Source organism: Pseudomonas sp. RC10, from assembly GCF_038397775.1.
Lineage (GTDB): Bacteria > Pseudomonadota > Gammaproteobacteria > Pseudomonadales > Pseudomonadaceae > Aquipseudomonas > Aquipseudomonas bambusae.
This window is the reverse complement of record NZ_CP151650.1, coordinates 6,425,181-6,448,237: the sequence shown is the minus strand read 5'-3', so window position 1 is coordinate 6,448,237 and position 23,057 is coordinate 6,425,181. Positions and strand designations below refer to the sequence as shown.

The following is a 23,057-nucleotide window of genomic DNA, read 5'->3' as shown; positions in this document are numbered from 1 at the left end:
CCGTCCTTAAATGGTCGCCACCCGCCGCTGGACGAAACGGTCAACGTAGTCGTCTGCAGGGGAGTAGAGGATTTCTTTGGGGGTGCCGACCTGAATCAACCGGCCATCTTTGAGAATGGCGATGCGGTTGCCGATGCGCACGGCTTCATCCAGGTCGTGGGTGATGAACACGATCGTTTTCTTGAGCGTCGCTTGCAGTTCCAGCAACTGGTCCTGCATTTCGGCGCGGATCAACGGGTCGAGGGCGCTGAACGCTTCATCCATCAGGATGATGTCGGTGTCGGCGGCCAGGGCGCGGGCCAGGCCCACACGCTGACGCATGCCGCCCGAGAGCTGATGCGGGTACTTCTTCTCGTAGCCTTTCAAGCCGACGGTGGTGATCCAGTGTTGCGCACGCTCGGCACATTGCGCCTTGCTCTCGCCGCGAATCGCCAGGCCGTAGGCCACGTTGTCGGCTACGGTTTTGTGGGGCAGCAGGCCGAAGCTCTGGAACACCATGCTGATCTTGTGGCGACGGAAGTTGCGCAGCGCTTCCATGTCGTAAGTCAGGATGTTCTCGCCATCCACCAGAATCTCGCCGCTGGTGGGGTCGATCAGGCGATTGAAGTGGCGCACCAGAGTGGATTTGCCGGAACCCGACAGGCCCATGATCACGAAGATCTCGCCGCTGCCGATCGACAGCGACAGGTCGTTCACGCCGACCACACAGCCAGTCTGCGCGAGGACCTGATCCTTGCTCTGGTTCTGTTGGACCATCGCCAGCGCATCCTTGGCGCGACTGCCGAAGATTTTGTAGACGTTTTTGACGACGATTTTGTTCTGTTCAGCGCTCATCACTTGCTCGCCTCATGCCGTGGGCGGCCATAGGCCTGCGTGATACGGTCGATCACGACCGCCAGGATGACGATGGCCAGACCCGCTTCCAGGCCGCGACCGACGTTGAGCGTCTGAATGCCCACCAGCACGTCTTCGCCCAGACCTCGGGCGCCGATCATCGAGGCGATCACCACCATCGACAGGGCCATCATGGTGGTCTGGTTGATCCCGGCCATGATGCTCGGCAGGGCCAGCGGCAGTTGCACGCCGAACAGTTGCTGCCAGCGGTTGGCGCCGAACGCGTTGATTGCTTCCATCACTTCGCCATCGACCTGACGGATGCCGAGGTCGGTCAGGCGAATCAGCGGCGGCGCGGCGTAGATCACGGTCGCGAAAATCGCCGGGACCTTGCCCAGACCGAACAGCATCAGCACCGGGATCAGGTACACGAAGCTCGGCATGGTCTGCATGATGTCGAGCAACGGCATCAACACCGAACGCAGGCGATTGCTGCGCGCGGAGAGAATCCCCAGCGGCACGCCGATCAGCACCGAGATGAACGTGGCGACCAGCATCAGCGCGAGGGTCTGCATCAACTTGTCCCACAGGCCGACCGCGCCAACCAGGAACAGCAGACCGACCACGACCGCCGTGGTGGTGAATTTGCGCGTGGCGTGCCAGGCGATGAGGCCGACGATGGCCAGCAACACCCACCACGGCGCCACGCGCAGGAGGCCTTCGAGTTTGACGATGGCCCACAGCAGCGTGTCGGAGATGTGCCGGAACACGTCGCCGTAGTTGGTGACCAGTTTGTCGACCCAGTCATTGACCCAGTCGGCGATGGAGAACGTGAAGCTTTCGGGGAACATAATCTTGTCTCGATCTATTTGATGGCGCTTAGCCCCTGTAGGAGTGAGCTTGCTCGCGATAGCGTCGTGTCAGCCAAGGATGATGTTGGATGTTTAAACGCTATCGCGAGCAAGCTCACTCCTACAGGTTCGGTTATGCCGCGATTAGTGCGGCATCCGGATCTAAGCCTTACAACGAAGCCTCTACCTTCTTGGCAGCGTCTTCGCTGACCCACTGGTGCCAGACCTCAGGATGTTCCTTGAGGAAGATCTTCGCCAGCTTTGGCGACTCGATGCGATCCTTGGTCATACGGGCCAGGTTCTGGTTCAGCAGGTCGATCGGGATGTTCACCTTTTCCAGCACCGACACCAGCTCGGGCGCCTGCTCGTGGAAGGTCTTGGACAGGCCGACCTTGATGTCGATGGTCTTGTTCACGCCCGCTTTTTCTTCCAGACGCACCATGTCCACTTGGCCCATCAGCGGCGTCGGCGACCAGTAGTACGCCAGGATTGGCTCGCCACGCTTGTAGCTCGACAGAATCGCCGCATCCAGCGCCGGGCCGGTGCCAGGGCGGAAGTTGGTGTACTTGCCTTCCAGGCCGTAGCTTTTCAGCATCTCGCTGTTTTCCAGCTCACAGGTCCAGCCGGCCGGGCAGTTGTAGAAACGGCCCTTGTCCGGCTCTTCGGCGTCCTTGAAGACCGCTGCGTATCTACCCAGATCGGCAATCGTTTTCAGGTCCGGCGCCTTGGCTTCCTGCTTGCGCTTGGCGTCGCCTTCGATCACGTAGCGCGGCACGTACCAGCCTTCTACGGCACCTTTGACCGGCGCGCCGACACCCACCACTTTCCCGGCGGCTTCGGCCTTGTTCCACACTTCGCTGCGGCCTACCCACTCTTCCGCGAAGATCTGAATGTCGTTGGTGCTCAGGGCGTTTTCCATGGTGATGGAGTTGCCGGGCAGGCTGTCGGTTTCGCAGCCGTAACCCTTGTTCAACACCACTTGCAGGACGTCGGTCAGCAGCATGGCGCTTTCCCAGTTCAGACCGGCGAATTTCACCGGTTTGCCAGACTCACACCATCCCGCTGCCTGGCTGGCACCACTGGCGAACAAGCCTGCGGTCAGCAGTGTGGATAGCAGGGCCTTTTTGGATTTCATTATGTGTAGCTCCTGGTCTTGAATGGGTTTTCGACAATCACCAAAGCGGTCGGCAATCAGCCTGATCAAAGGCCGGATGTGGGTTCCGCACTGCTCTGGCACAGCTTTAACAGACGGGCATGACGAACTTTCAGTTCACCGCAGCCTGCGTCGGTGCTGCGTTTTCGCGTGTTTGAGGCATCCCGTCTTCGGTCGGCAGAATCAGGCGGTCGGCGATCTTGCCGGGCCATTTCCGCGCGGCGACGTAATACAGCACCGCAGGCACCACCAGACCGATGATCCACGAGATGTCGGTGTCATCAAGGCTGGCCACCAGCGGCCCGGTGTAGAAATGGGTCGAGATGAACGGCATCTGAATCAGCACGCCGATCACGTAGATGCTGATGCCGACCCAGTTCCAGCGGCCATAACGACCGTCCGGGTTGGACAGGGCAGGGATGTCGTAACGCTCTTTGGTGATGCAGTAGAAGTCCACCAGGTTGATCGCGCTCCACGGCGTGAAAAACGCCAGCAGGAACAGGATGAACGCCGAGAAATCCTTGAGGAACGAGTCCTTGCCCAGCAGCGCCAGCGCGGTGGCGATGCCGACCATCGCGAAGATGTACGTCAGGCGCAGCGCGCTGGAGATGTGGCGATTGCCGCGAAAACCGCTGACGATGGTCGCGATCGACATGAAGCTGCCGTAGGCGTTGAGCGTGGTGATCGTCACCTTGCCGAACGCGATGCTGAAGTACAGCGCGGCGGCCACAGCACCGGTGCCGCCGAGGCCGACGATGTACGAGACTTCGTGATGAGCGAAGTTCTTGCCCGCCAGTGCTGCCGCGAACACGCCGAACACCATCGACGCTTGCGCGCCGATCACCGAACCCAGGCCGACGGCCCAGAATGTCTTGCTCGCCGACGTGCTGCGCGGCAGGTAGCGCGAGTAGTCCGCGACGTACGGGCCAAACGCGATCTGCCACGAGGCCGACAGGGAAATCGCCAAAAGGAAGCTGCTCAGCGAGAAGTGTTTGTTGCCCAGCAGCGCGCCGACGTCGTTGCCCGCCAGCAGCGCGCCAAACAGATAAACGAAAGCGATCACGCCGATGATGCTGGCGACCCGGCCGATCATGTGGATGACCCGGTAGCCGAAGATGGTCAGGACGACGATGGCGGCGGCGAACAGCACAATGCCTTGCCAGTCGGGGACCTGAATCAGTTGAGCGACGGCTTGCCCGGCCAGCAACGAGCCGCTGGCGGAGAAGCCGATGTACATCAGGCACACCAGCACCAACGGGATTACGGCCCCGTAGACGCCGAACTGCACCCGACTGGAAATCATCTGTGGCAGACCCAGTTTCGGACCTTGCGCCGCGTGCAGCGCCATCACGCCACCGCCCAGCAGTTGACCGATGAACAGGCCGATCAACGACCAGAACACGTCGCCGCCCAGCACCACGGCCAAGGCCCCGGTGACGATGGCGGTGATTTGCAGATTCGCACCCAGCCAGAGGGTGAATTGACTGAACAGACGGCCATGTCTTTCCGCGTCAGGGATGTAGTCGATCGAACGCCTTTCGATCACCGAAGCTGGTGCAACACGATCATCTGGAACAGCCATCTTAAAACTTCCCCTAAAGCGAGTGTTGATGCACGTATTGCCGAACGCCGCCCTTCTGTAGGAGTGAGCTGGCTCGCGAAGGCGTCAGGTCTGACTCCATGACGGCGTCTGATAGGCCGCTATCGCGAGCAAGCTCACTCCTACAAGGGGTTCCGCCTGACTTACTTGATCATCGGCAGATTCAAACCCTGCTCTTTGGCGCAGTCGATGGCGATCTGGTAACCGGCATCGGCGTGGCGCATGACGCCGGTGGCCGGGTCGTTGTGTAGAACACGGGCGATACGCTCGGCGGCTTCGTCGGTGCCGTCACAGACGATGACCATGCCCGAGTGTTGCGAAAAGCCCATGCCGACGCCGCCGCCGTGGTGCAGCGACACCCAGGTTGCGCCGCTTGCGGTGTTGAGCAGGGCGTTGAGCAATGGCCAGTCGGACACCGCGTCCGAGCCGTCTTGCATCGATTCGGTCTCGCGGTTCGGGCTGGAAACGGAGCCGGAGTCCAGGTGGTCACGACCGATCACGACCGGCGCCGACAGCTCCCCACTGCGCACCATTTCGTTGAACGCCAGGCCTAGCTTGGCGCGCTGGCCCAGACCGACCCAGCAGATACGTGCCGGCAGACCCTGGAAGCTGATGCGCTCGCGGGCCATGTCCAGCCAGTTGTGCAGATGGTCGTCGTCCGGGATCAGTTCCTTGACCTTGGCGTCGGTCTTGTAGATGTCTTCCGGGTTGCCCGACAGCGCAGCCCAGCGGAACGGGCCGATGCCACGGCAGAACAACGGACGGATGTAAGCCGGGACGAAACCCGGGAAGTCGAACGCGTTGCTCACGCCTTCTTCTTTCGCCATCTGACGGATGTTGTTGCCATAGTCGAAGGTCGGGATGCCTTGCTTCTGGAACGCCAGCATCGCTTCGACGTGTTCGGCCATCGACTGCTTGGCGGCCTTGACCACAGCAGCCGGTTCGGTGACAGCGCGGTCGCGGTACTGCTCCCAGGTCCAGCCTTTTGGCAGGTAGCCGTTGAGCGGGTCGTGGGCGCTGGTCTGGTCGGTGACCATGTCCGGACGCACGCCGCGACGAACCAGTTCCGGGAGGATTTCAGCGGCGTTGCCCAGCAGTGCGATGGAGATCGCCTTGCCTTCGGCGGTGTATTTGGCGATGCGGGCCAGCGCGTCGTCGAGGTCAGTGGCTTGCTCGTCGACGTAGCGGCTTTTCAGGCGGAAATCGATGCGGCTCTGCTGGCATTCGATGTTCAGTGAGCAGGCGCCCGCCAATGTTGCCGCCAGAGGCTGTGCGCCACCCATGCCGCCCAAGCCTGCGGTCAGGACCCAACGGCCTTTCAGGTTGCCGTCGAAGTGTTGGCGACCGGCTTCAACGAAGGTCTCGTAAGTGCCCTGAACGATGCCCTGGCTGCCGATGTAGATCCAGCTGCCAGCGGTCATCTGGCCGTACATGGCCAAGCCTTTTGCGTCCAGTTCGTTGAAGTGTTCCCAGTTCGCCCAGTGCGGCACCAGGTTGGAGTTGGCGATCAGCACGCGCGGGGCATTGCTGTGGGTCTTGAACACGCCGACCGGCTTGCCGGATTGCACCAGCAGGGTTTCGTCGTCATTCAGGTGGGTCAGGTTTTCGACGATTTTGTCGTAGCATTCCCAGTTACGCGCTGCACGACCGATACCGCCGTACACCACCAGCTCGTTGGGGTTCTCGGCGACTTCCGGGTCGAGGTTGTTCATCAACATGCGCAGCGGCGCTTCGGTCAGCCAGCTCTTGGCGGTCAGTTGGGTGCCGCGGGCTGCGCGGATTTCCACGTCGCGGCGTTTGGTCCATTGCTGGGCTGGGGTTTTGTTGTCAGTCGTCACTTCGCAATCCTCGATGATCAATCCGGCCCAGGCACTGGGCTGACGGTGCCTGTGTCGAACAGGCGGAATATGGGTCTGGCAGATCTGGCGCCGCTGACAGTGAATCGAAGCGGTGCACTCACAATACTCTTGCATACTCATATTTACTTGTACATACAAGCATATGCAACCTAAAGGCCAACTTGCTTCGTCCACGTTTCGAAACCCCGCCAGCCCGCGCAGTTCGTGACGTTTCTATGTTTCGTGGTATTGCAACTATGGGCCTCAAGGCGTTACGGGATTCCCGTGATTGTTACTTTTAGGTGCGACCGCTCCCTGACGGTGCATTAGGTAACAGAAAATTGAATTGTTTGTGGCAGCGGTTGGGCTTCTACTGCGCCTGCGATTTACAAAGAAAATTTCAACGCGGATGTAACCAGGGCGACCGATGGACCGAATTACAGATCACGCTGCGCACACCACTGCCTTGCGGACCCGGGAAACGCAGCTTCAATCGTTGTTTCTGGCCGGTCAGGACGGCAACGAGCGCGCTTACAGGACATTCCTGACCGACTTGAGCACTCACCTGCGCGGCTTTTTGCGCGCGCGGCTTCAGCGTCAGCCCGGTGAGATCGAAGATTTGCTGCAAGAAGTGCTACTGGCCGTGCACAACGCCAGGCACACGTATCGGGTCGATCAACCGCTCACTGCCTGGGTGTTTGCCATTGCTCGCTATAAACTCACGGATTTTTACCGTGCGAGGTCCAGGGGCGATGTGTTCAACGACTCGCTGGACGACACCGCCGAGCTGTTCGCCGAACCTGAGCTTGAGCCTGCACAGGCCAGTCGCGATTTGAGCAAGCTGTTGGGCGATCTGCCTGACCGTCAGCGCTTGCCGATCATGCACGTGAAGCTTGAGGGGTTGTCGGTGACAGAAACCGCGAAGATGACCGGGCTTTCCGAGTCGGCGGTCAAGATTGGCGTGCATCGCGGCCTCAAGGCGCTGGCGGCACGCATACGAGGTACACGATGAAAACCGATGATCTGATTTCCATGCTCGCGGGCGGCGTCGCCCCGGTTGATCGCGGGCAGCTTGCCAAGCGTTTCGGCCTCGCAGTGGTGCTCGCCGCGCTGGGTTCGTTATTGATGGTGTTGGTGAAGTTTGGCGCCCGGCCTGACCTGATGGAGGCTGCCCAGACGCCGCTGTTCTGGGGCAAAATCGCGTTCCCGGCGTGCCTGGGCGCGGGTTCGTTGTGGATGGTCCTTCGTCTGGCGCGACCTGGTCTGAGCGCGGGTTCGGGGCGCTGGGTGGTGGGGGCGGGCGTATTGCTGGTCTGGCTGGCGGGGGTGATTGCCTTGATGCAGGCGCCTGCCGACGCGCGTGTCGCGATGATCTTTGGCAAAACCTGGAAAGTCTGCGCGATCAACATTGTGCTGTTGTCGATTCCGGGCTTCATTTCAATTTTCTGGGCGCTGCGTGGCATGGCGCCGACCCGTTTGCGTCTGGCGGGGGCCAGCGGCGGGTTGCTCGCCGGTTCGCTGGCGACCATCGCCTACTGCCTGCACTGCCCTGAAATGGAAATTCCGTTCTGGGGCGTCTGGTATCTCATGGGGTTGGTGGCATCCACCGTAATCGGTGCGCTGGTCGGGCCTCGGGTTTTGCGCTGGTAGGCACGGCGGTGCACCGAGCGACGGCTGACAGGATTGCATTCAGTCAGCCGTTGTCGCTCAACCCGCCTTCACCGCTTTACCGATGAACTGAATCGGCCCGCTTGGCTTGTTGATCGGCGAGCCACCGGCCTTTTCCAGCGACAGCTCGAACACCTGATTGGGTTGCAGTGGCGGCAAGCGATCCGTTGGCACGTTCAGCGTCTGGCCCGGTCCGACGAGTCCGAGAGATATCGGCCCTTCCCAATCATCCGCCTGGGTCCAGAACTGCAACACCTTGCCCAGTGGCACCTCGACCTTGTCCACCGGCACCAGTTCGATACCGCGCAGGTTGCTCGCCTGAATAACCCAACTGGCGGTGTGATTTTCGGGGGAAGAGAGCACGGCCAGAAAGGCTGGCGCTGGCGGGGTCGGAATCTGGCCCAGCAACTGAGTGGTCAGAATCACCGAGGCGGCCAATCCCATGCCTGCCAGCCCGCGCCACAATCCGGCGTTGTCCCACCACTGGCTGCGACGCTTCAGTCGCTGAGCTTTGCCACCCGGCTGCGTGAACGGCAGCGTACCGATCGTACGGTCGATCCGCCCCCAGAGTCTTGGCGGTGGTGTTTTCTGCGGTTCGGCCATTTCGGTCAGGGTCAGCAGCCGGGACCGCCAGCCATCAATGGCCTTGCGCAAGGCCGGGTCATGGGCCAGACGCTCTTGTACCTCAACCCGTTGCTCAGCCGTGAGTGTGCCGAGCACGTACTCGCCGGCCAAGGTCTGAACGTCGAGATCCGGAATCTTGTCTTGTTTTTCACTCATCCAAAAACACTCCCGCCACACGGCAGCGCCGTGCTCGATACAGGCGTTTACCGTGCCCGACGGCGCACCAGATGCGTGTGCGATGTAGTGCTGAGAATAACCGCCGACGCATTCCTGAAACACATCGTTACGACGCACGGAGGGCGAATTTTCAGGGTCGGTTCGTCAGCACCCATCTATTCATTTCGCCAGCGGCTCAAATCACCTTCACCGCGCGACCGATGAATTGAATCGGACCTGTTGGTTTGTTAATCGGCGAGCCTGTGGATTTCTCAAGGGTCAGCTCGAATAACTGGTTGGGCTGCAGCGGCGGCAGGCTGTCCAGCGGTACGCTCAGCACTTGGCCTGGCTTGACCAGCCCAAGCGATACCGGGCCCTGCCAATCGTCGGCCTTGGTCCAGAATTGCAGCGCCTTGTCTTCGGGTATCGAGGTTTCGCCCAACGGGATCAGCTGAATATCACGGCTGTCGCTGGCCTGAATCACCCAGCCCGGCGCCTTGTCCTGCGGCGCGACGAGCACCACCAGGTAAGAAGGCACCGGTTTGGGTGCATGCTGCGTCACCAGCAATGCCGCCAATACCACCGAAGCGGCGACCCCAAAACCGGCGACGCTGCGCCACAGGTTAAGGCTGTCCCACCAACGCGGCGCTCGATCCACTCGTGGCTGTGACAAAACCGACAACGAATCGAGGCTGTGCTCGATTCTGTTCCAGAGAGAGGTGGGCGGCGTCTGCGGCTCTGCCAGATCAGTGAGCGAGAGCAATCGGGCTTCCCACTCGTCGACCGCCCTGCGTAGCGCAACATTGTGTTCAAGGCGCTGCTGAACGTCAGCCCGTTGCCCAGCGGAGAGCGTGCCCAGTACGTATTCACCGGCCAGGGACTGGACATCGTCGTCAGAGGGGGTGCCTGGTTGTTCGATCATCCTATGCACTCCCGCAGCGAAGCCAGGCTGCGCTTGATCCAGGCTTTCACCGTGCCCAAGGGGGCGCCCAGCTTTTGCGCGATCTGTTGATGAGAGTAGCCATCGACGTAAGCATGAAAAATACAGTTGCGACGCACCGGCTCCAGTTGTTCGAGGCAGGTGTGAATCCGGCCCGGGTTGACCCGCCAATCGAAGGCGTCTTGGGTCTCTTGCCAGCCCTCGACCGTTGTTTGCACGTGGCTGTCATGGTCATCGTCCATAGACACTTCCCGCGCGCTGTTGCGCACACTGTTGAGCGCAAAATGTCGCGCCACCGTGAACATCCACCCACGGGCGCTGCCACGGGAGGGGTCGAAACTCGCCGCGCTGCTCCATATCTTGATAAAGGCGTCGTGCACGATGTCCTCGGCACGCGCGCGGTCGATCACGATGCGTTGCACCACACCAAGCAGACGCGGGCTTTCCTGCTCATAAAGACGTTGCAGCGCCCGCCGTTCACCGCGGGCGCAGGCAAGCAACGCTGCTTCATAGTCAAACGGTGTCTGAGGTGTGGACAAATTGATCGGCCATCCATGGGAGTGTGTGCGATCACGGGTGAGGTCGCTTGCGCAGGAGCATAGCCCGTTTACTGCGCAAGACCTCTGAAACCGTCGTGATCAGTTGCTGGCCCAGAAAATGTAATCAGCCTGATACTTGACCACTTCTTTCGCGCCTTTGTTGGCGGCCGAACACGTCGTGGAAGGGGCTACGCCGCCTTTGAGCGCGACGCGTTGAATGTAGGTGACGCCGTGCATGGCGCCTTTACCTTCGGCGGGATTGGCCTTGACCAGTTGATACGGCAGGTTGCCCTCGCCCGATGGCGCAACCGCCAACTGGGTGCCGGTGATTTTCGAACCGTCTTTCGCTTCCCACGTTGCCGGTGGGCCGAAGTAGGTCCCGACCTGTTGGCCCTTGCGATCATTGAGCACCGCCTTGGGGCCGACGAACGTCCATGCCATTTCGCTGGCGTTGTCTGCTTTGGTTTTGCACTCGTAGGTGATTTCGCCAACGCCAGTGGTTTCCATGCTGACTTTGTGACCGGCCGGGACCTTGATGCTGTCGGGCACTTCTGTTTGAGCGAAAGCTGAGGATGCACACGTCAGGGCCAGGGCGCTGGCTGCCAGGCAGAAGTAGTGTTTAGCGTTCATCGCAGTTTCTCCTGAGGGTATTTCAGTGGGCAGCGAAGGGCTGCTGACTGTACTACCCGCCAGAAACGGATCTGGATGCAGCGGTTTGAAAAAAATGTTCAGGAAGCGGCTCAGCGTTGCGCCAACTTGCTGCGCAACAGGGCGATGCCCGCCAGCGCGGACAAAATCGATCCCATCAGCACCCCGATTTTTACCTCGTCAATCAAATGCGGCGCGCCGGGGAATGCCAGGTTGCCGATGAACAGGCTCATCGTGAACCCAATCCCGCACAGCAACGCGACACCGTAGAGCTGCATCCAGTTACTGCCCTCGGGCAATGTTGCCAATCCCGACCGAATCGCCAACGTGGCCGCGAGAAACACGCCAATCTGCTTGCCGACGAACAGACCCAACGCAACCCCCAGCGGCACCGGGTCCACGAGGTTGCCGAGACTGACGCCCGACAGCGACACCCCCGCATTGGCAAACCCGAACACCGGCACCACGGCAAACGCGACCCAGTAGTGCATCTTTTCCTCCAGCAACAACAGCGGCGAACGGGCCTCTTCCTGCCGTGTGCCGAGCGGAATGCACAGCGCCAGCGCAACACCGGCCAGCGTCGCGTGCACGCCGGATTGCAGGACGAAAAACCACAGCAGCAGGCCCAGCAACAGATACGGCAACAGTCGTTGTACGCCCATGCGGTTCATGATCACCAGCACTGCCAGCGTTGCGAACGCAGCGCCGAGCATCGGCAGGTTGAGGCCGGTGCTGTAGAACAGCGCGATGATCGTGACCGCACCCAGATCGTCGAGAATCGCCAGGGCGGCGAGGAAGACTTTCAGCGATGTGGGCACGCGCTTGCCGAGCAACGACAACACGCCCAGCGCGAAGGCAATGTCGGTGGCCGCCGGAATCGCCCAGCCACCGAGGGTTTCGGCGTTGCCCAAATTGATGCCGACGTAGATCAGCGCGGGTACCAGCATCCCTCCCGCCGCCGCAAAACCGGGCAGGGCGCGCTGGCCCCAACTGGCGAGGCCACCGGCGAGCACTTCACGTTTGATCTCCAGCCCGACCATCAGAAAGAAGATCGCCATCAGGCCGTCGTTGATCCACAACTCCACCGAAAGGCCGCCCCAGACGCTGTGAAGCGCGGCGAAGTAGAAAGCGGCCATGGGCGAATTGGCGACGATGATCGCGGCAAGCGCTGCCCCCATCAACACGATTCCGCCTGCGGATTCCGACGCAAGGAAACTGGCGAGAACCGCGAGGGCGCGTGGGGTTTCTTTTTGCGGGCTGGGCGATGTCATGCGCGTCCTTGTGTTGATCATTTCAAAGCTACGCGGACTGCTTCTGCCGAAGGCGTAGGAGCCTTGCTTGCAGGCGATCTGGCGCGAAGCGGCAGCGAATTCTGCGTGCACGGTGTGCCTGACACAACCGCGTCAGATGGTCTTGCTGCCGGTTCCCGGCAGATCGCGGACAAGTCACTCTCCTACGCCCTGCGGGCAGAAGCTTTTAGATTGCAGCGAGTTCGATGATACAAACCCGACTCGCCGTCGGCGCATACAGCACCACTTCCACCAGCGCCCCTTCCTTGTTATCCAGTTGCAAACAATCGTGTTTTTCCAGCAACTGCGGCGGATGCTCGCCCACGTTGGCCGCCATCTGCTCGGCCGCGCTGAACACCACGAACACATTCGCCGAGCTGAAGAAACGCTGAGGTTGCAGCACATCGATCCACTGCAGGCGTGCGCGATAACGGGTTGGAGCGTAGATCAGGTTGAAGTCGCGAATCGGCCCGTTCAACAGCGTGCACGACACCTGACTGTCACCGCTGAACGCAAACGGATCGGACGGCAGCAGCGCTTCGCTGTCCTTTCCATCGATGTTCAGCGTCATGCCCGCGCCTTGCAGCACCGTGATGATGCGCAGGTAACCGGCGAACACCGAAAAACCGCCCGACTCGCCAATATCCGCAATCGACAGGCGCCAGCCGAAGCCGTCCAGCCCTTCGCCTGCATCGCGGGTGATTTCTTCGGTGCTGCCACCGCCGTTTTTCCAGGGCATGCGCGGGTAGTCGGCGGCACGCAGAACAGTCAGCTGAGTCATTTGGTGAAACGTCCTTCCAGGCGGTGGCGTGAGCCGGGGTGGATCAGGCGGGCGGCGGTCACCGGTTGACGGCCCGACCACGTGCGGCGGCGAACCAGCAGGCAGGGTTCGCCTTTTTCAATTTGCAGCAGCTTGCATTCATCCGAGTCCGCCAGAATGGCCTCGACCACGTGCTCACCTTCGGTCAGCGGGGCCACCTGATTGAGGTAGGCGTAAGGCGTCTGCTTGGTGAAGTCCTGTTGCAGATACTCGGGTGCAACGGCCGCGTTGACGAAACGGTCCTCGATTTGCACGGGAATGTCATTTTCGAAATGCACGATCAACGAATGGAATACCCGCTGGCCTTCGCGCATGTCCAGCGCCAATGCGCGCTCGGAACCGGCAGCCTCTTCGCAGAGGATGATGACCTGACAGGTGTGGGTGTGACCGCGAGAGGCGATTTCGTCGGCGATGTTGTGCACTTCGAACAGCGCGGACTGAGTCTTGGGTTCGGCGACGAACGTGCCGACACCCTGCATCCGCACCAGCATGCCTTCGGCAGTCATTTCGCGAAGGGCGCGGTTGATGGTCATGCGGCTGAAGCCCAGTTGGGTCACCAGTTCGCTTTCGGACGGCACGCGATGATGCGGCGGCCAGGTTCCGTTCTGGATCTGCTGGGTGATCATTTGCTTCACCCGGGCGTAGAGCGGCGCCGGACTGTCACCCATCTGGGCGGCCAGCGGAGAATTGGCAGGCGGAGTCGGCACAGAAAAATCCTTGTTATAAGCAAAAACAGTGGGTGAATACGCTGTAACCAGCGCCCACGCTAACCATTAACGCGAGCGCCGACAAGCTTGCCGCAGTTTACCGGGCAGGCAAACGTCTGTATATGTATAGACAATTTCACGCGAGGGGTGCGAAACGATGTCCGTTTTCTTTGCCGAACGAGCGCTATTGCCTACTGGCTGGGCCAATAACGTGCGTTTTGAGGTCGGTGCTGATGGTGTTCTGACCAACGTCCAGTCCGACGCCGAGCGTCAGGGCGCCGAACTGATCAACGGTCCGGTGGTGCCGGGCATGCCTAATCTGCACTCCCACGCGTTCCAACGCGCGATGGCCGGGCTGGCGGAAGTGGCGGGCAACCCCAACGACAGCTTTTGGACCTGGCGCGACTTGATGTATCGCCTCGTCGGCCAGATCAGTCCGCAGCAACTGGGCGTCATCGCTCGTCAGCTGTACATCGAAATGCTCAAGGGCGGTTTCACCTCGGTCGCTGAGTTCCATTACGTGCATCAGGACGCAGACGGCAAGCCTTACGCCAACCCTGTCGAGCTGGCGTTGCAGGTCAGCCAGGCGGCGAGTTCGGTCGGCATCGGCATGACCCTGCTCCCTGTGCTGTACACCCATTCGGGATTTGGCGGACTGGCGCCCAACGAGGGCCAGCGTCGATTCATCAATAGCACCGAAAGCTACCTGAACCTGCAATCGGACCTGAAACCGATTATCAGCGCACAACCTGCGCAAGCGTTGGGCTTGTGCTTCCACTCCTTGCGCGCGGTCACCCCACAGCAGATCAGTGATGTACTGGCCGCCAGCGACAAGCAATGCCCGGTTCACATTCATATTGCCGAACAGCAGAAGGAAGTCGATGACTGCCTGGCGTGGAGTGGTCGTCGCCCGCTGCAATGGCTGTACGAGAACGTCGAGGTCGACGAGCGCTGGTGCCTGGTGCACGCAACCCACGCCGAGGCTGACGAAGTGGCCTCGATGGCAAAAAGTCGCGCCATCGCGGGGCTGTGCCTGACCACCGAAGCGAACCTTGGCGACGGGATTTTCCCGGCGGTGGACTACATCGCACAGGGCGGACGTTGGGGCATTGGTTCGGACAGCCACGTTTCGCTCAGCGTCGTCGAAGAGTTGCGTTGGCTGGAATATGGGCAGCGTCTGCGGGATCAACGACGCAACCGCTTGTACCGTCCGGATCAACCGATGGTTGGTCGCACCCTTTACGACGCCGCACTGGTGGGCGGTTCGCAGGCGATGGGTCAGCCGATCGGGGCACTGGAAGTCGGCAAGCGCGCTGACTGGCTGGTGCTGGATGGCAACGACCCGTATCTGGCCACGGCGTCGGGCGACGGCATTCTCAACCGCTGGCTGTTCGCGGGCAGCGACCGGCAGATTCGTGAAGTCATGGTGAACGGCCAATGGGTGATTCGTGACGGGCGGCACGCGGACGAAGAGGAAAGCAGCCGCGCGTTTGCGCAGGTGTTGAAGGAATTGCTCGGGTAAGACCAGCGGTGATCAGTCTGTAGAAGCGAATTTATTTGAGAAACGAGGGTGCATCCGACGCTGATCTGTCGTCTGGTCTACCTTCGCGAATGAATTCGCTCCTACAGAGGGTGTGCGTACGTCAGTGGAATCGGGGATCAGTCGGCGGCTTTCGCCACCTTCGAATCCTCGATCCGCCAGATCAGCTTGGTCGTGTCATACCCCTGCTGCTGCGCTTTCATCATCAGCTCGTTCTTCACCGACTCCGACACGTGGGCCGTACGCGACAGCAGCCACAGGTATTTGCGGTTCGGGTTGCCGACCAGCGCGACCTTGTAATCGTCGCTGACGTACAACACCCAGTAATTCCCCTTGGCCACGCCCGGCGCGAGATGCGAGAACCAGTTGTCAAACACCACCCACAGCTTGTCGGTCTTGCCTTCAACTTGCGGCGACGCCGTGCCGGTCGCTTCTTCCCACTTGCCGTCCAGCGTGCGGCAGCGGTTGGTCACGGCGATGTTGCCGTCGTCTTTCAGCTTGTAATGCGCCTCGGATTGCGCGCAATTGCGCTGGAAAAACATCGGCATCCGCGCCAGTTCGTACCAAGTGCCCTGATAGCGTTTCAAGTCCACATGGTCCGCCGTGCGCGGGGCCATGGATTCCGCTTCCGGCGTGACCGCGCAGGCGCTCAACCAGACGGTTGCCAGCGCCACAACGGCAGCGCGCATCATGAAACCCACCTTCATTTCAGCCCCTGACCCGAATACAGCACGACTTTATCGGCCGCGTATTGAACGCTGATAAAGGTCTTCTGGTCGCCCCACGTGCAGCTCGACATCCCCAACGCACCCGAGCATTCAGTCGGGCTGCCCAGCAATTGTTCGATTTGCGCCTTGGACATCCCCGCCGAGATTTTCGAATAGTTTTCCTGATTGATCTTGCTGCACGCGGCCAGCAGCACACAGAACGATAACAACGCGAGAGATCGCAACGACATGGGTGAAGCTCCTGAATCGAGAGGGGGCAGCGTCACAGTGATTGGCCTCTGGCGCAAAGCACTGACGTCATGCCGAAAGCTTAGAAGAGAAAGGGTGGGTCTGGTTCCGTGCACGACGTACCACGAGCAGACATATTCTAAGTCTTCTACCTGCTCATCGGATTGTTGTTGGTGCTAAGGACTGAATAAAGACTAAAATCAGTCCGTCTTGTCTTCGGGGGATTCAACCGTGAAGTTTTCATCGCAAATCAAGCCGATCAGCTATCTCAAAAGTCACACCGCCGAAATCGTGAAGAGCATCTCAGAGAGCAGGGAGCCCATGTTGATTACTCAAAATGGCGAAGCAAAGTTGGTCGTGATGGACGTGAAAACGTACGAGGAACAAATGGAGACGTTTGCGCTGTTGAAGATACTGGCGCTGGGCAACAGGGAAATCGAGAGAGGCGAATTCGAAAGCGTTGACGACGTGTTTGATGAGCTGGATGGGACAGGCCCGCAATGAGTTTCAAAGTTGTGATCCTCCACTCTGCAAAAACAGATTTGAAAGAGCTTCGCAATTACGTCGTGACCAGGTTCTCCCAATCGGTCTGGTTTGAGACTTCAGCGCAGATCAAGAAGGCCATAGGGATATTGGCCGTTTCGCCACAAGCGGGGGTTGTACCTGCTGAGATTGAAATGCTGAACTTGAGTGAATACCGGCAGGTTATCTCCGGTCTTAACCGGATCATCTACGAGATTCGCCAAGAAGTCGTTTTCGTTCATGCGGTCGTGGATGTGCGTCGGGATATGGTCTCACTGTTGACCAAGCGTCTGCTGCGCAGCAGTCCGTAGCCTTCAAAACCTCGACCCGGGCCCTTTCAAAAACGCCATCTCTTCCTCCGTCGAGTCCCGCTCCAGCACCTCATTGCGATGAGGAAAACGCCCAAACCTCTCGATCACCACGCGGTGTTTCTTCGCGTAATCCAGGGTCTGTTTGAAATACCCGCGTTCAATGTCTGGCACCAAGGGCAATAGCTCGGTGAACCGCTGGATAGCGTCGTCCTGGGCGGCGAGGTGTTCGGTGTGTTCGAGCACGAGGTAGATGAAGGTGCGTTGCAACGGGGCCAGCCATAAGTCCCGTTCAAGCGTCAGTCCTTCCTGGACCAATTCTTGAGCACGTTTGTCACCCGCATAGGCCATAGGGCTGTCGCGGAAGATCATGCGAGGGAGTTGGTCGAGGAGCAGAACCAAGGCGAGCCAGCCTTCGGGCGTTTCAGTCCAGTTGGACAATTCGCCCTGGAGCGCCTGATCGACCAGACCACCGAAACGCTGGCGCGCGTCGGTGTCCTGAGAGGCTTTCTTGCCAAACCACAGCGTGTTTTTCGCCTTGGCGATTTCGGTCGGTGACTCGGCCGAACCGAACCACCACGCCAGCACCGGCAGCCAGGGCGAGTTCACGGTTATTCCTGGTGGTACGACGTTGCGCGTTCCACTTCCTCTTTCGAGCCCAGGAACACCGCCACACGCTGGTGCAGGCCCTCAGGCTGGATGTCGAGGATGCGCTGGTGGCCGTTGGTGGACGCGCCGCCCGCTTGCTCAACGAGGAACGACATCGGGTTGGCTTCGTACATCAAACGCAGCTTGCCCGGCTTGGACGGCTCGCGAGCGTCGCGTGGGTACATGAACAGACCGCCACGGGTCAGGATGCGGTGCACGTCGGCGACCATCGCAGCCACCCAACGCATGTTGTAATTCTTCTTCAGCGGGCCTTCTTCACCGGCCAGTAGCTCTTCGACATAGCGTTTGACCGGGGCTTCCCAGTGACGCTGGTTGGACATGTTGACGGCGAATTCCTGGGTGGACTCCGGAATCTTGATGTCTTCATGGCTCAGCACGAAGCTGCCCATTTCGCGATCCAGGGTGAAGCCTTTAACGCCGTCGCCCAGCGTCAGGACCAGCATGGTTTGCGGACCGTAGATGGCGTAACCGGCGGCGACCTGTTGCGTGCCTGGCTGCAGGAAGGCCTTTTCGTTCAGGGCTTCGTTCTGGCTCAGGTATTCATTCGGGCAACGCAGCACCGAGAAGATGGTGCCGACCGGAGCGTTGATGTCGATGTTGGACGAGCCGTCCAGTGGGTCGAACACCAGCAGGTACGCGCCCTTCGGGTATTTGCCCGGAATCTGGTAGGCGTTGTCCATTTCTTCGGACGCCATGCCTGCCAGGTGACCGCCCCATTCGTTGGCTTCCAGCAGGATTTCGTTGGACATCACGTCCAGCTTCTTCTGCACTTCACCTTGAACGTTCTCAGTACCCATGCTGCCGAGGACGCCACCCAGGGCGCCTTTGGATACTGCGTGGCTGATTTCCTTGCACGCACGCGCCACCACTTCGATAAGGAAGCGCAGATCGGCAGGAGTGTTATTGCTGCGGGTCTGCTCAATCAGATAGCGACTCAGGGTAACGCGGGACATGGAGAGCTCCGGAAGAAGGGAAATAAAAAACGCGCACAGTTTAACGCGTGTAAGGACTTATTACTGCCTGTCAGACCGACTCTGTAGTGATTGAGTTCACGGGCTACATGAGCGTAGACGTTCGACCATGACAAGTTGAGGTGCCACGTTCGCGTTTTTTCACTTGCAGGATCGGTTCAGCTTCAACGCTTCGAATTCGATGCGCGCAACGTGCCAATCGCCATCCATCCCAAAAAAATCACCCCTAGCACCAGCACGCCCCACAGGCCGATGCGTTTCCAGTCCGGCCCCGCGGCGACGGGGGCGGCGGGCGCTGCAACGGCCACCGGCGTCGTGGTCAATCTGGCCGTGCCCAACGCTGCCAGTTTCTCCGGCGTCACGCCGGGCACCAACGTGTTGAGCGGCAGGTTTGCGCCTTTGATGGTCGCGTTGCCGATGGCAAGGCTGTAAGGCGGTGCTCCTCGGCCCAGGAACACCACTTGCGTGGCGCGCACGGCGAAGCTGAGTTTTGGCGCTACATTGCCCAAGCCACCGCCACGATCATCGACTTCGAGTTTCAGTTGCCGGACGACATTGCCGGGCAGCGCCATTTCATCCTGCACCACTTCTTGACCGTTCTGAGTCAGCCGGTAGAGCAGGCCGTCGTCGATGAGCTGCCATGGGGCGTTGATGTCCGCACGGCCATACAGCGTGGCCGGCGCGAGGCTGTTGGGCTGAGTGATGTCGACCTTCATGCGCTCCAGCGGCAGGGCCACCGGAAGCTGCCAGACATACACGCTGGACTTCTCGACCGTCCCGGTGATGCTCGGCGACCAGCTCAGCGGCATCACACCGGGGCGTGTGCTGACCAATTGCGCGGACGTCAGCGTCGGTGCCGATTGCGGGTTGGTCCACAGCAGACGCAGATAGCGAGCGTTGCGTCCAGGCAGGGTTACGACGCGCTGTTCGACGCGCTCGTCTGCGAACGACAGCCGCGCCACCTGACCCTCGCCCCAGCGCTTCCAGTGCTGCAAGTCGTCGCTGGCCTCGATGCTGAATCGCTGAAAGCCGTCGCGCTCGGCGTTCCAGTCGAGAATCAACTGGTCCAGCGGCGCGTTGATGGCGCTGGTGTCGAGCAGCCAGCCGCGCAGGATTTCTTCGCCTGCCTCGATCTCGCTCTGGGGCTGGACTTCGACCAGCGTACCGGTGGTGGTGCGTTCGACGCGGATTTTCGGCTCGGCGTCCTTGGCGTCGTCGCTGTTGTACAGGGGGAACCACTTCACATCGACGGGAGTTTCGTCTTCGGCGCGCTGCGGCTGACTGAGAGTGAGCGCGTATGGCTGGGCCTGGCCATCGGCGTTGAAAATGCGCACGTCGTTGAGGTTGCCTTGACGTGCGTTCAACTGTGCGGCGAGTGGCAGCTCAAGGCGATACCACGGCCCTTCGCCGCTGACGCTCAACGGTGTGTGGCTGGTGAAATCGTCTGGCAGGTCTTCGGCCTGAGCGAACAGCGCGGCGCACAGGAACGATCCCAAAACAGCGGCCTTGACGAGGGGCTGACGGCTCAACAACGAACTCCTGATTTTCATGGCGATGCCGAATCTCTGGGCGCAACGTCGTCTGACGATGGGCTGCGCGTAGGTTTCTTCGGCGGCAATGGTGCGAAATATCCCACCACGAGCAGCAGAATGCCAACGCCGATGAACGAGACGATTCGCTCAAGTCCGCCGCGATTGCTCAGCTCGACGAAGAACAGTTTGGCGACCACGATGCCGATCAGCACCGCGCCGACAATCCACACATCCCGCTGTTTGCGCAGATGGCCGCCGATCATCAGCGCCAGCGCCATCAAGGTCCAGACGATGGAAAGGCCCGCTTGCACGCGCATCGATTCAAACAACGCGTCGGTGTGCCAGGCAACGCCCGCCCAATGATGCGCGGTGCGCATGACCATGGCGGTGACCAGGGCAAAGACCGAAGCCCCGGCAATGACCAGCGCCACTTTGCGCGCATGATCGGGACTGACGCCCAGCTGCGGCAGTTGCTGACGTGTCCAGCTGAAAATACTGGTGAGGGTGATCAACAGGCCCAACTCCAACGGGTTGATCAACGGGAGGTAAGGCAGCGGATCGGCCGCCCCTTCGCTGAACCAGTTTGCCAGCCAGAACCACGCCAGCATCAGGACCGCGAGAGGCGCAGCGGCCCAGACCCTATATTCGCGAGGGTAGGCACTGACCGGCCACGGCACCGGCCCATTGCGCGGCGCGGTCATCGCCAGCAAATAAAGGCTTGGCAGCAAGGCCCAACCCAGCCAGCGCCACGCGTTGTAGGACTCCGACAGGATCAACAGGCCGTAACGCAATTCCAGCGACAGCACGCCGAGGATCAGCCAGCACCCAAGAACATGCGCGGCGCTGCGCAGGTGTCCATTGAGCACAGCGTCCAGCTTCTTCAGCGACAGCACATGAGCCGCGAACACCGCCACCCAGCCGAGCCAGCCCCAATCTGCAGCGGGGTGGTAATAAGGGTTGAACAGCATCAAGGCCAGCAGCACGAGGCTGGCGGGCGCCAACAGCGTGCACAGCTGCGCCAGCCCCGACCATTTGAGGCGCAGCGACACGACGGTCCACAGCCCGACACTGAAGGCGCCCAGCAACAACAGCGTTGGAATCTCTCGCGCGCCCGGCACGTAATAGGTGCTGACGCACAGGGCGATCGACCACCACAGCGCGCCCCAGACCAACAGCGCGGGTTGCAGGACGCGTTCGCTGAACGCCAGACGCAACGTGCCGATCCGCTCGACGACGAAGGCGCTGATCAAGCCTGCGAGCGCGATGATCAGCGGCGTCCAGAAATCGCCATGATTGAAGGTCGGGCCGTCGTTCCACGCAGCCCAGCGACCCACCATGCCGAGAAACGCGAAGCCTGCACCCAATTGCAGCAGCAGACCGAAGAACCTCGCCAGCAGGCGGTTCTGGCGCATGCCCAACCAGAACACCGCAGCGCCCTCGACGGCCCATGCGACGGTCGTCCACTGCGCGCTCAGCCCCAGAGGAATGGCCAGCGTCGCGAACACCACCCCGAGTGACAGGCAGGTTTCGACCAGCAGCAATGCCCGGCCCGGCGCGCGTCCGGCGAGCACCCGCGCGATGCCCATATAAAGGAGGCCCAGCACCAAGGCACTGAAGGCCGCGCCGAATTCGATGTGTTGGACGATGGCGTATTGCAGCCCGAACCCGGCGATGGGCGTGCCGAATAAGAGGCTGCCGTCGACGTAGTGACTGTGCTTCGCCGACCAGCGCAAGACCGCCTCACGACTGTCGTTTTCAGGGCCAGTGGCGTGCTCTTGAAGCTTGCGGCGGGCGAACAGTAAGCCAATGGCCAGGTACATCAGGAAGAACAGAATCAGGAACGGCTCGGTGCTCCAGAACAACTCTGGCGTATAGGCCTTCAAGCCCCACGCGCAGCCGATGCCGAACGTGCCGACGAAGCCGATCAGGTTCAGCGGGCGCCACGCCTTGAACCAGGCGATGGCGAAGATCCCGGCGTTGAGCAGGGCGAAATAGCTGAACAGCGCGACATGGCTGCCTTCGCCCGAGGACGTCAGCAACGGAGCTGCGAAACCACCGAGCGCGGCGACGCAGGCGAGGGCCAGGGAGTTTTGCGTCAGCGCCAGAATGGCCGAGAACACCGTCACCGCGACCAACAGGCTGAAGGCCATGCCGGGGGCGAGCAGGGTGTGGACTTTCATCGCGGCGAAGACCGTCAGGTACAGCACCGCGACGCCCGTGCCTTGCAGCATCAGGGCGAAAGATTCGTTGCGTTGACGCAGCCACCAGCCCAATCCCAATAGCGCCAGCGCAGCCGCCGCGACCCCGGCGTAACGAGCTTCGATGGGCACGACCATCCCTTCGGTGGCGTAGCGCAGCAGAAATGCCAGACCGAGAAACAGCAGCACCACGCCGACGCGCAACACCGTGTTGCCACCGAGCAACCAGTCCTTGGCGCGGAGCAGGGCGCTGTCGAACAGGTTCGGCTGGGCTGGCGGCGGAGCAACAGGGCGCACCGGGGGAGGGGCATCGACCGGGCGGCGCCATTCGGAATCAGTGGTGGATTCAACAGGCTCAGGTTCGAGGTCCGGCAGATCCCACAGCAGTTCGGGGCCGGTGTCGGCGACGGGCTGGATATCGAGCGGAGCGGGCGCAGGGGTGTCTGGCAGTTGCGTGGCTGTCGAGTTCAGTTGGCTCAGACGTGCTTGAACGGCTTGGAGATCAAGCCGGGTTTTCGCCAGCTCGGCCTTCTGCGCAGCGGCTTCGCGCGCGACAGAGGAGAGGCGCAAGCTCAATCCAAGAGCCAGGCCGACAACCGCACCCACAGCGCCGCCCATCAGCGATTCGTCCAACACCGCCCCGATGAACAACCCAGCCAACAGAAGAATCCATTGCACGCGACGACATCCCTTT

General features: G+C 60.8%; 23 protein-coding genes. 5 read left to right on the top strand and 18 right to left on the bottom strand.

Features of this window, described 5'->3' with window-relative positions; all coding sequences use genetic code 11:
- Positions 1–6 precede the first annotated feature (6 nt).
- From AAEO81_RS28890 to hutU, 5 genes are all read right to left on the bottom strand, one after another.
- Positions 7–837 carry a glycine betaine/L-proline ABC transporter ATP-binding protein gene (locus AAEO81_RS28890; RefSeq protein ID WP_341960539.1) on the bottom strand — a complete coding sequence of 277 codons (831 nt, stop codon included), beginning with the start codon at positions 835–837 and terminating at the stop codon, positions 7–9.
- Positions 834–1,685, bottom strand: coding sequence for a proline/glycine betaine ABC transporter permease (locus AAEO81_RS28885; RefSeq protein ID WP_166598122.1), 852 nt, complete (start codon positions 1,683–1,685; stop codon positions 834–836). The genes AAEO81_RS28890 and AAEO81_RS28885 overlap by 4 nt, the downstream gene beginning before the upstream one ends.
- A gap of 169 nt (positions 1,686–1,854) precedes the next feature.
- Positions 1,855–2,820: an ABC transporter substrate-binding protein gene (locus AAEO81_RS28880; protein WP_341960537.1), complete on the bottom strand. Its 966-nt coding sequence runs from the start codon at positions 2,818–2,820 to the stop codon at positions 1,855–1,857.
- 130 nt (positions 2,821–2,950) lie between these two features.
- Positions 2,951–4,420, bottom strand: a complete 1,470-nt coding sequence (locus AAEO81_RS28875) for a cytosine permease (RefSeq protein WP_341960535.1) — start codon at positions 4,418–4,420, stop codon at positions 2,951–2,953.
- 161 nt (positions 4,421–4,581) lie between these two features.
- Complete coding sequence (gene hutU / locus AAEO81_RS28870) at positions 4,582–6,276, bottom strand: urocanate hydratase (RefSeq protein WP_341960534.1); 1,695 nt, start codon at positions 6,274–6,276, stop codon at positions 4,582–4,584.
- A gap of 427 nt (positions 6,277–6,703) precedes the next feature.
- Between hutU and AAEO81_RS28865 the strand changes: the two genes are divergently transcribed.
- Entirely contained in the window at positions 6,704–7,288 is a 585-nt protein-coding gene (locus tag AAEO81_RS28865; protein WP_166598126.1) for a sigma-70 family RNA polymerase sigma factor, read from the top strand.
- The gene (locus AAEO81_RS28860; protein ID WP_341960533.1) at positions 7,285–7,926 is read left to right on the top strand and encodes a DUF1109 domain-containing protein; all 642 of its coding nucleotides are present in this window, start codon (positions 7,285–7,287) and stop codon (positions 7,924–7,926) included. Before AAEO81_RS28865 ends, AAEO81_RS28860 begins: the two co-directional genes overlap by 4 nt.
- A 57-nt stretch (positions 7,927–7,983) precedes the next feature.
- Here the strand turns inward: AAEO81_RS28860 and AAEO81_RS28855 are convergent, their stop codons facing one another.
- From AAEO81_RS28855 to hutC, 7 genes are all read right to left on the bottom strand, one after another.
- On the bottom strand, positions 7,984–8,724 hold the full coding sequence (locus AAEO81_RS28855) for an anti-sigma factor (protein ID WP_341960532.1): 741 nt from the start codon (positions 8,722–8,724) through the stop codon (positions 7,984–7,986).
- Between the two features lie 196 nt (positions 8,725–8,920).
- A complete protein-coding gene (locus tag AAEO81_RS28850) occupies positions 8,921–9,646 on the bottom strand; it encodes an anti-sigma factor (RefSeq protein ID WP_341960531.1) in 726 nt (241 codons plus the stop codon).
- Positions 9,643–10,203 (bottom strand): sigma-70 family RNA polymerase sigma factor, encoded by a 561-nt coding sequence (locus AAEO81_RS28845; RefSeq protein WP_341960530.1) that lies wholly within the window; start codon positions 10,201–10,203, stop codon positions 9,643–9,645. Before AAEO81_RS28845 ends, AAEO81_RS28850 begins: the two co-directional genes overlap by 4 nt.
- A gap of 99 nt (positions 10,204–10,302) precedes the next feature.
- Entirely contained in the window at positions 10,303–10,833 is a 531-nt protein-coding gene (locus AAEO81_RS28840) for a DUF3455 domain-containing protein (protein WP_341960529.1), read from the bottom strand.
- Between the two features lie 110 nt (positions 10,834–10,943).
- On the bottom strand, positions 10,944–12,122 hold the full coding sequence (gene nhaA / locus AAEO81_RS28835; protein WP_341960527.1) for a Na+/H+ antiporter NhaA: 1,179 nt from the start codon (positions 12,120–12,122) through the stop codon (positions 10,944–10,946).
- Between the two features lie 205 nt (positions 12,123–12,327).
- Positions 12,328–12,921, bottom strand: coding sequence for a HutD family protein (locus AAEO81_RS28830; protein ID WP_341960525.1), 594 nt, complete (start codon positions 12,919–12,921; stop codon positions 12,328–12,330).
- Positions 12,918–13,628, bottom strand: a complete 711-nt coding sequence (hutC, locus tag AAEO81_RS28825; RefSeq protein WP_341964646.1) for a histidine utilization repressor — start codon at positions 13,626–13,628, stop codon at positions 12,918–12,920. Before hutC ends, AAEO81_RS28830 begins: the two co-directional genes overlap by 4 nt.
- A gap of 196 nt (positions 13,629–13,824) precedes the next feature.
- Between hutC and AAEO81_RS28820 the strand changes: the two genes are divergently transcribed.
- Positions 13,825–15,189 carry a formimidoylglutamate deiminase gene (locus AAEO81_RS28820; RefSeq protein ID WP_341960524.1) on the top strand — a complete coding sequence of 455 codons (1,365 nt, stop codon included), beginning with the start codon at positions 13,825–13,827 and terminating at the stop codon, positions 15,187–15,189.
- A gap of 137 nt (positions 15,190–15,326) precedes the next feature.
- Here the strand turns inward: AAEO81_RS28820 and AAEO81_RS28815 are convergent, their stop codons facing one another.
- Both AAEO81_RS28815 and bamE read right to left on the bottom strand, forming a co-directional pair.
- The gene (locus AAEO81_RS28815) at positions 15,327–15,824 is read right to left on the bottom strand and encodes a lipocalin family protein (RefSeq protein WP_341964645.1); all 498 of its coding nucleotides are present in this window, start codon (positions 15,822–15,824) and stop codon (positions 15,327–15,329) included.
- 86 nt (positions 15,825–15,910) lie between these two features.
- A complete protein-coding gene (gene bamE, locus AAEO81_RS28810) occupies positions 15,911–16,165 on the bottom strand; it encodes an outer membrane protein assembly factor BamE (protein ID WP_081563693.1) in 255 nt (84 codons plus the stop codon).
- Positions 16,166–16,394: 229 nt separating this feature from the next.
- Between bamE and AAEO81_RS28805 the strand changes: the two genes are divergently transcribed.
- Together AAEO81_RS28805 and AAEO81_RS28800 are read left to right on the top strand one after the other, a co-directional pair.
- Positions 16,395–16,667, top strand: a complete 273-nt coding sequence (locus AAEO81_RS28805) for a type II toxin-antitoxin system Phd/YefM family antitoxin (protein WP_341960522.1) — start codon at positions 16,395–16,397, stop codon at positions 16,665–16,667.
- On the top strand, positions 16,664–16,996 hold the full coding sequence (locus AAEO81_RS28800; protein WP_341960521.1) for a type II toxin-antitoxin system RelE/ParE family toxin: 333 nt from the start codon (positions 16,664–16,666) through the stop codon (positions 16,994–16,996). Before AAEO81_RS28805 ends, AAEO81_RS28800 begins: the two co-directional genes overlap by 4 nt.
- Positions 16,997–16,999: 3 nt before the next feature.
- Here AAEO81_RS28800 and AAEO81_RS28795 read toward each other — a convergent pair whose 3' ends face one another.
- From AAEO81_RS28795 to AAEO81_RS28780, 4 genes are all read right to left on the bottom strand, one after another.
- A complete protein-coding gene (locus tag AAEO81_RS28795; protein WP_341960520.1) occupies positions 17,000–17,602 on the bottom strand; it encodes a DUF924 family protein in 603 nt (200 codons plus the stop codon).
- Positions 17,603–17,604: 2 nt separating this feature from the next.
- Positions 17,605–18,615 (bottom strand): class 1 fructose-bisphosphatase, encoded by a 1,011-nt coding sequence (locus AAEO81_RS28790; protein WP_166598138.1) that lies wholly within the window; start codon positions 18,613–18,615, stop codon positions 17,605–17,607.
- Between the two features lie 182 nt (positions 18,616–18,797).
- Entirely contained in the window at positions 18,798–20,183 is a 1,386-nt protein-coding gene (locus AAEO81_RS28785) for a DUF3999 domain-containing protein (RefSeq protein WP_341960518.1), read from the bottom strand.
- Positions 20,180–23,041: a DUF2339 domain-containing protein gene (locus AAEO81_RS28780; protein WP_341960516.1), complete on the bottom strand. Its 2,862-nt coding sequence runs from the start codon at positions 23,039–23,041 to the stop codon at positions 20,180–20,182. The genes AAEO81_RS28785 and AAEO81_RS28780 overlap by 4 nt, the downstream gene beginning before the upstream one ends.
- Positions 23,042–23,057: the final 16 nt, after the last annotated feature.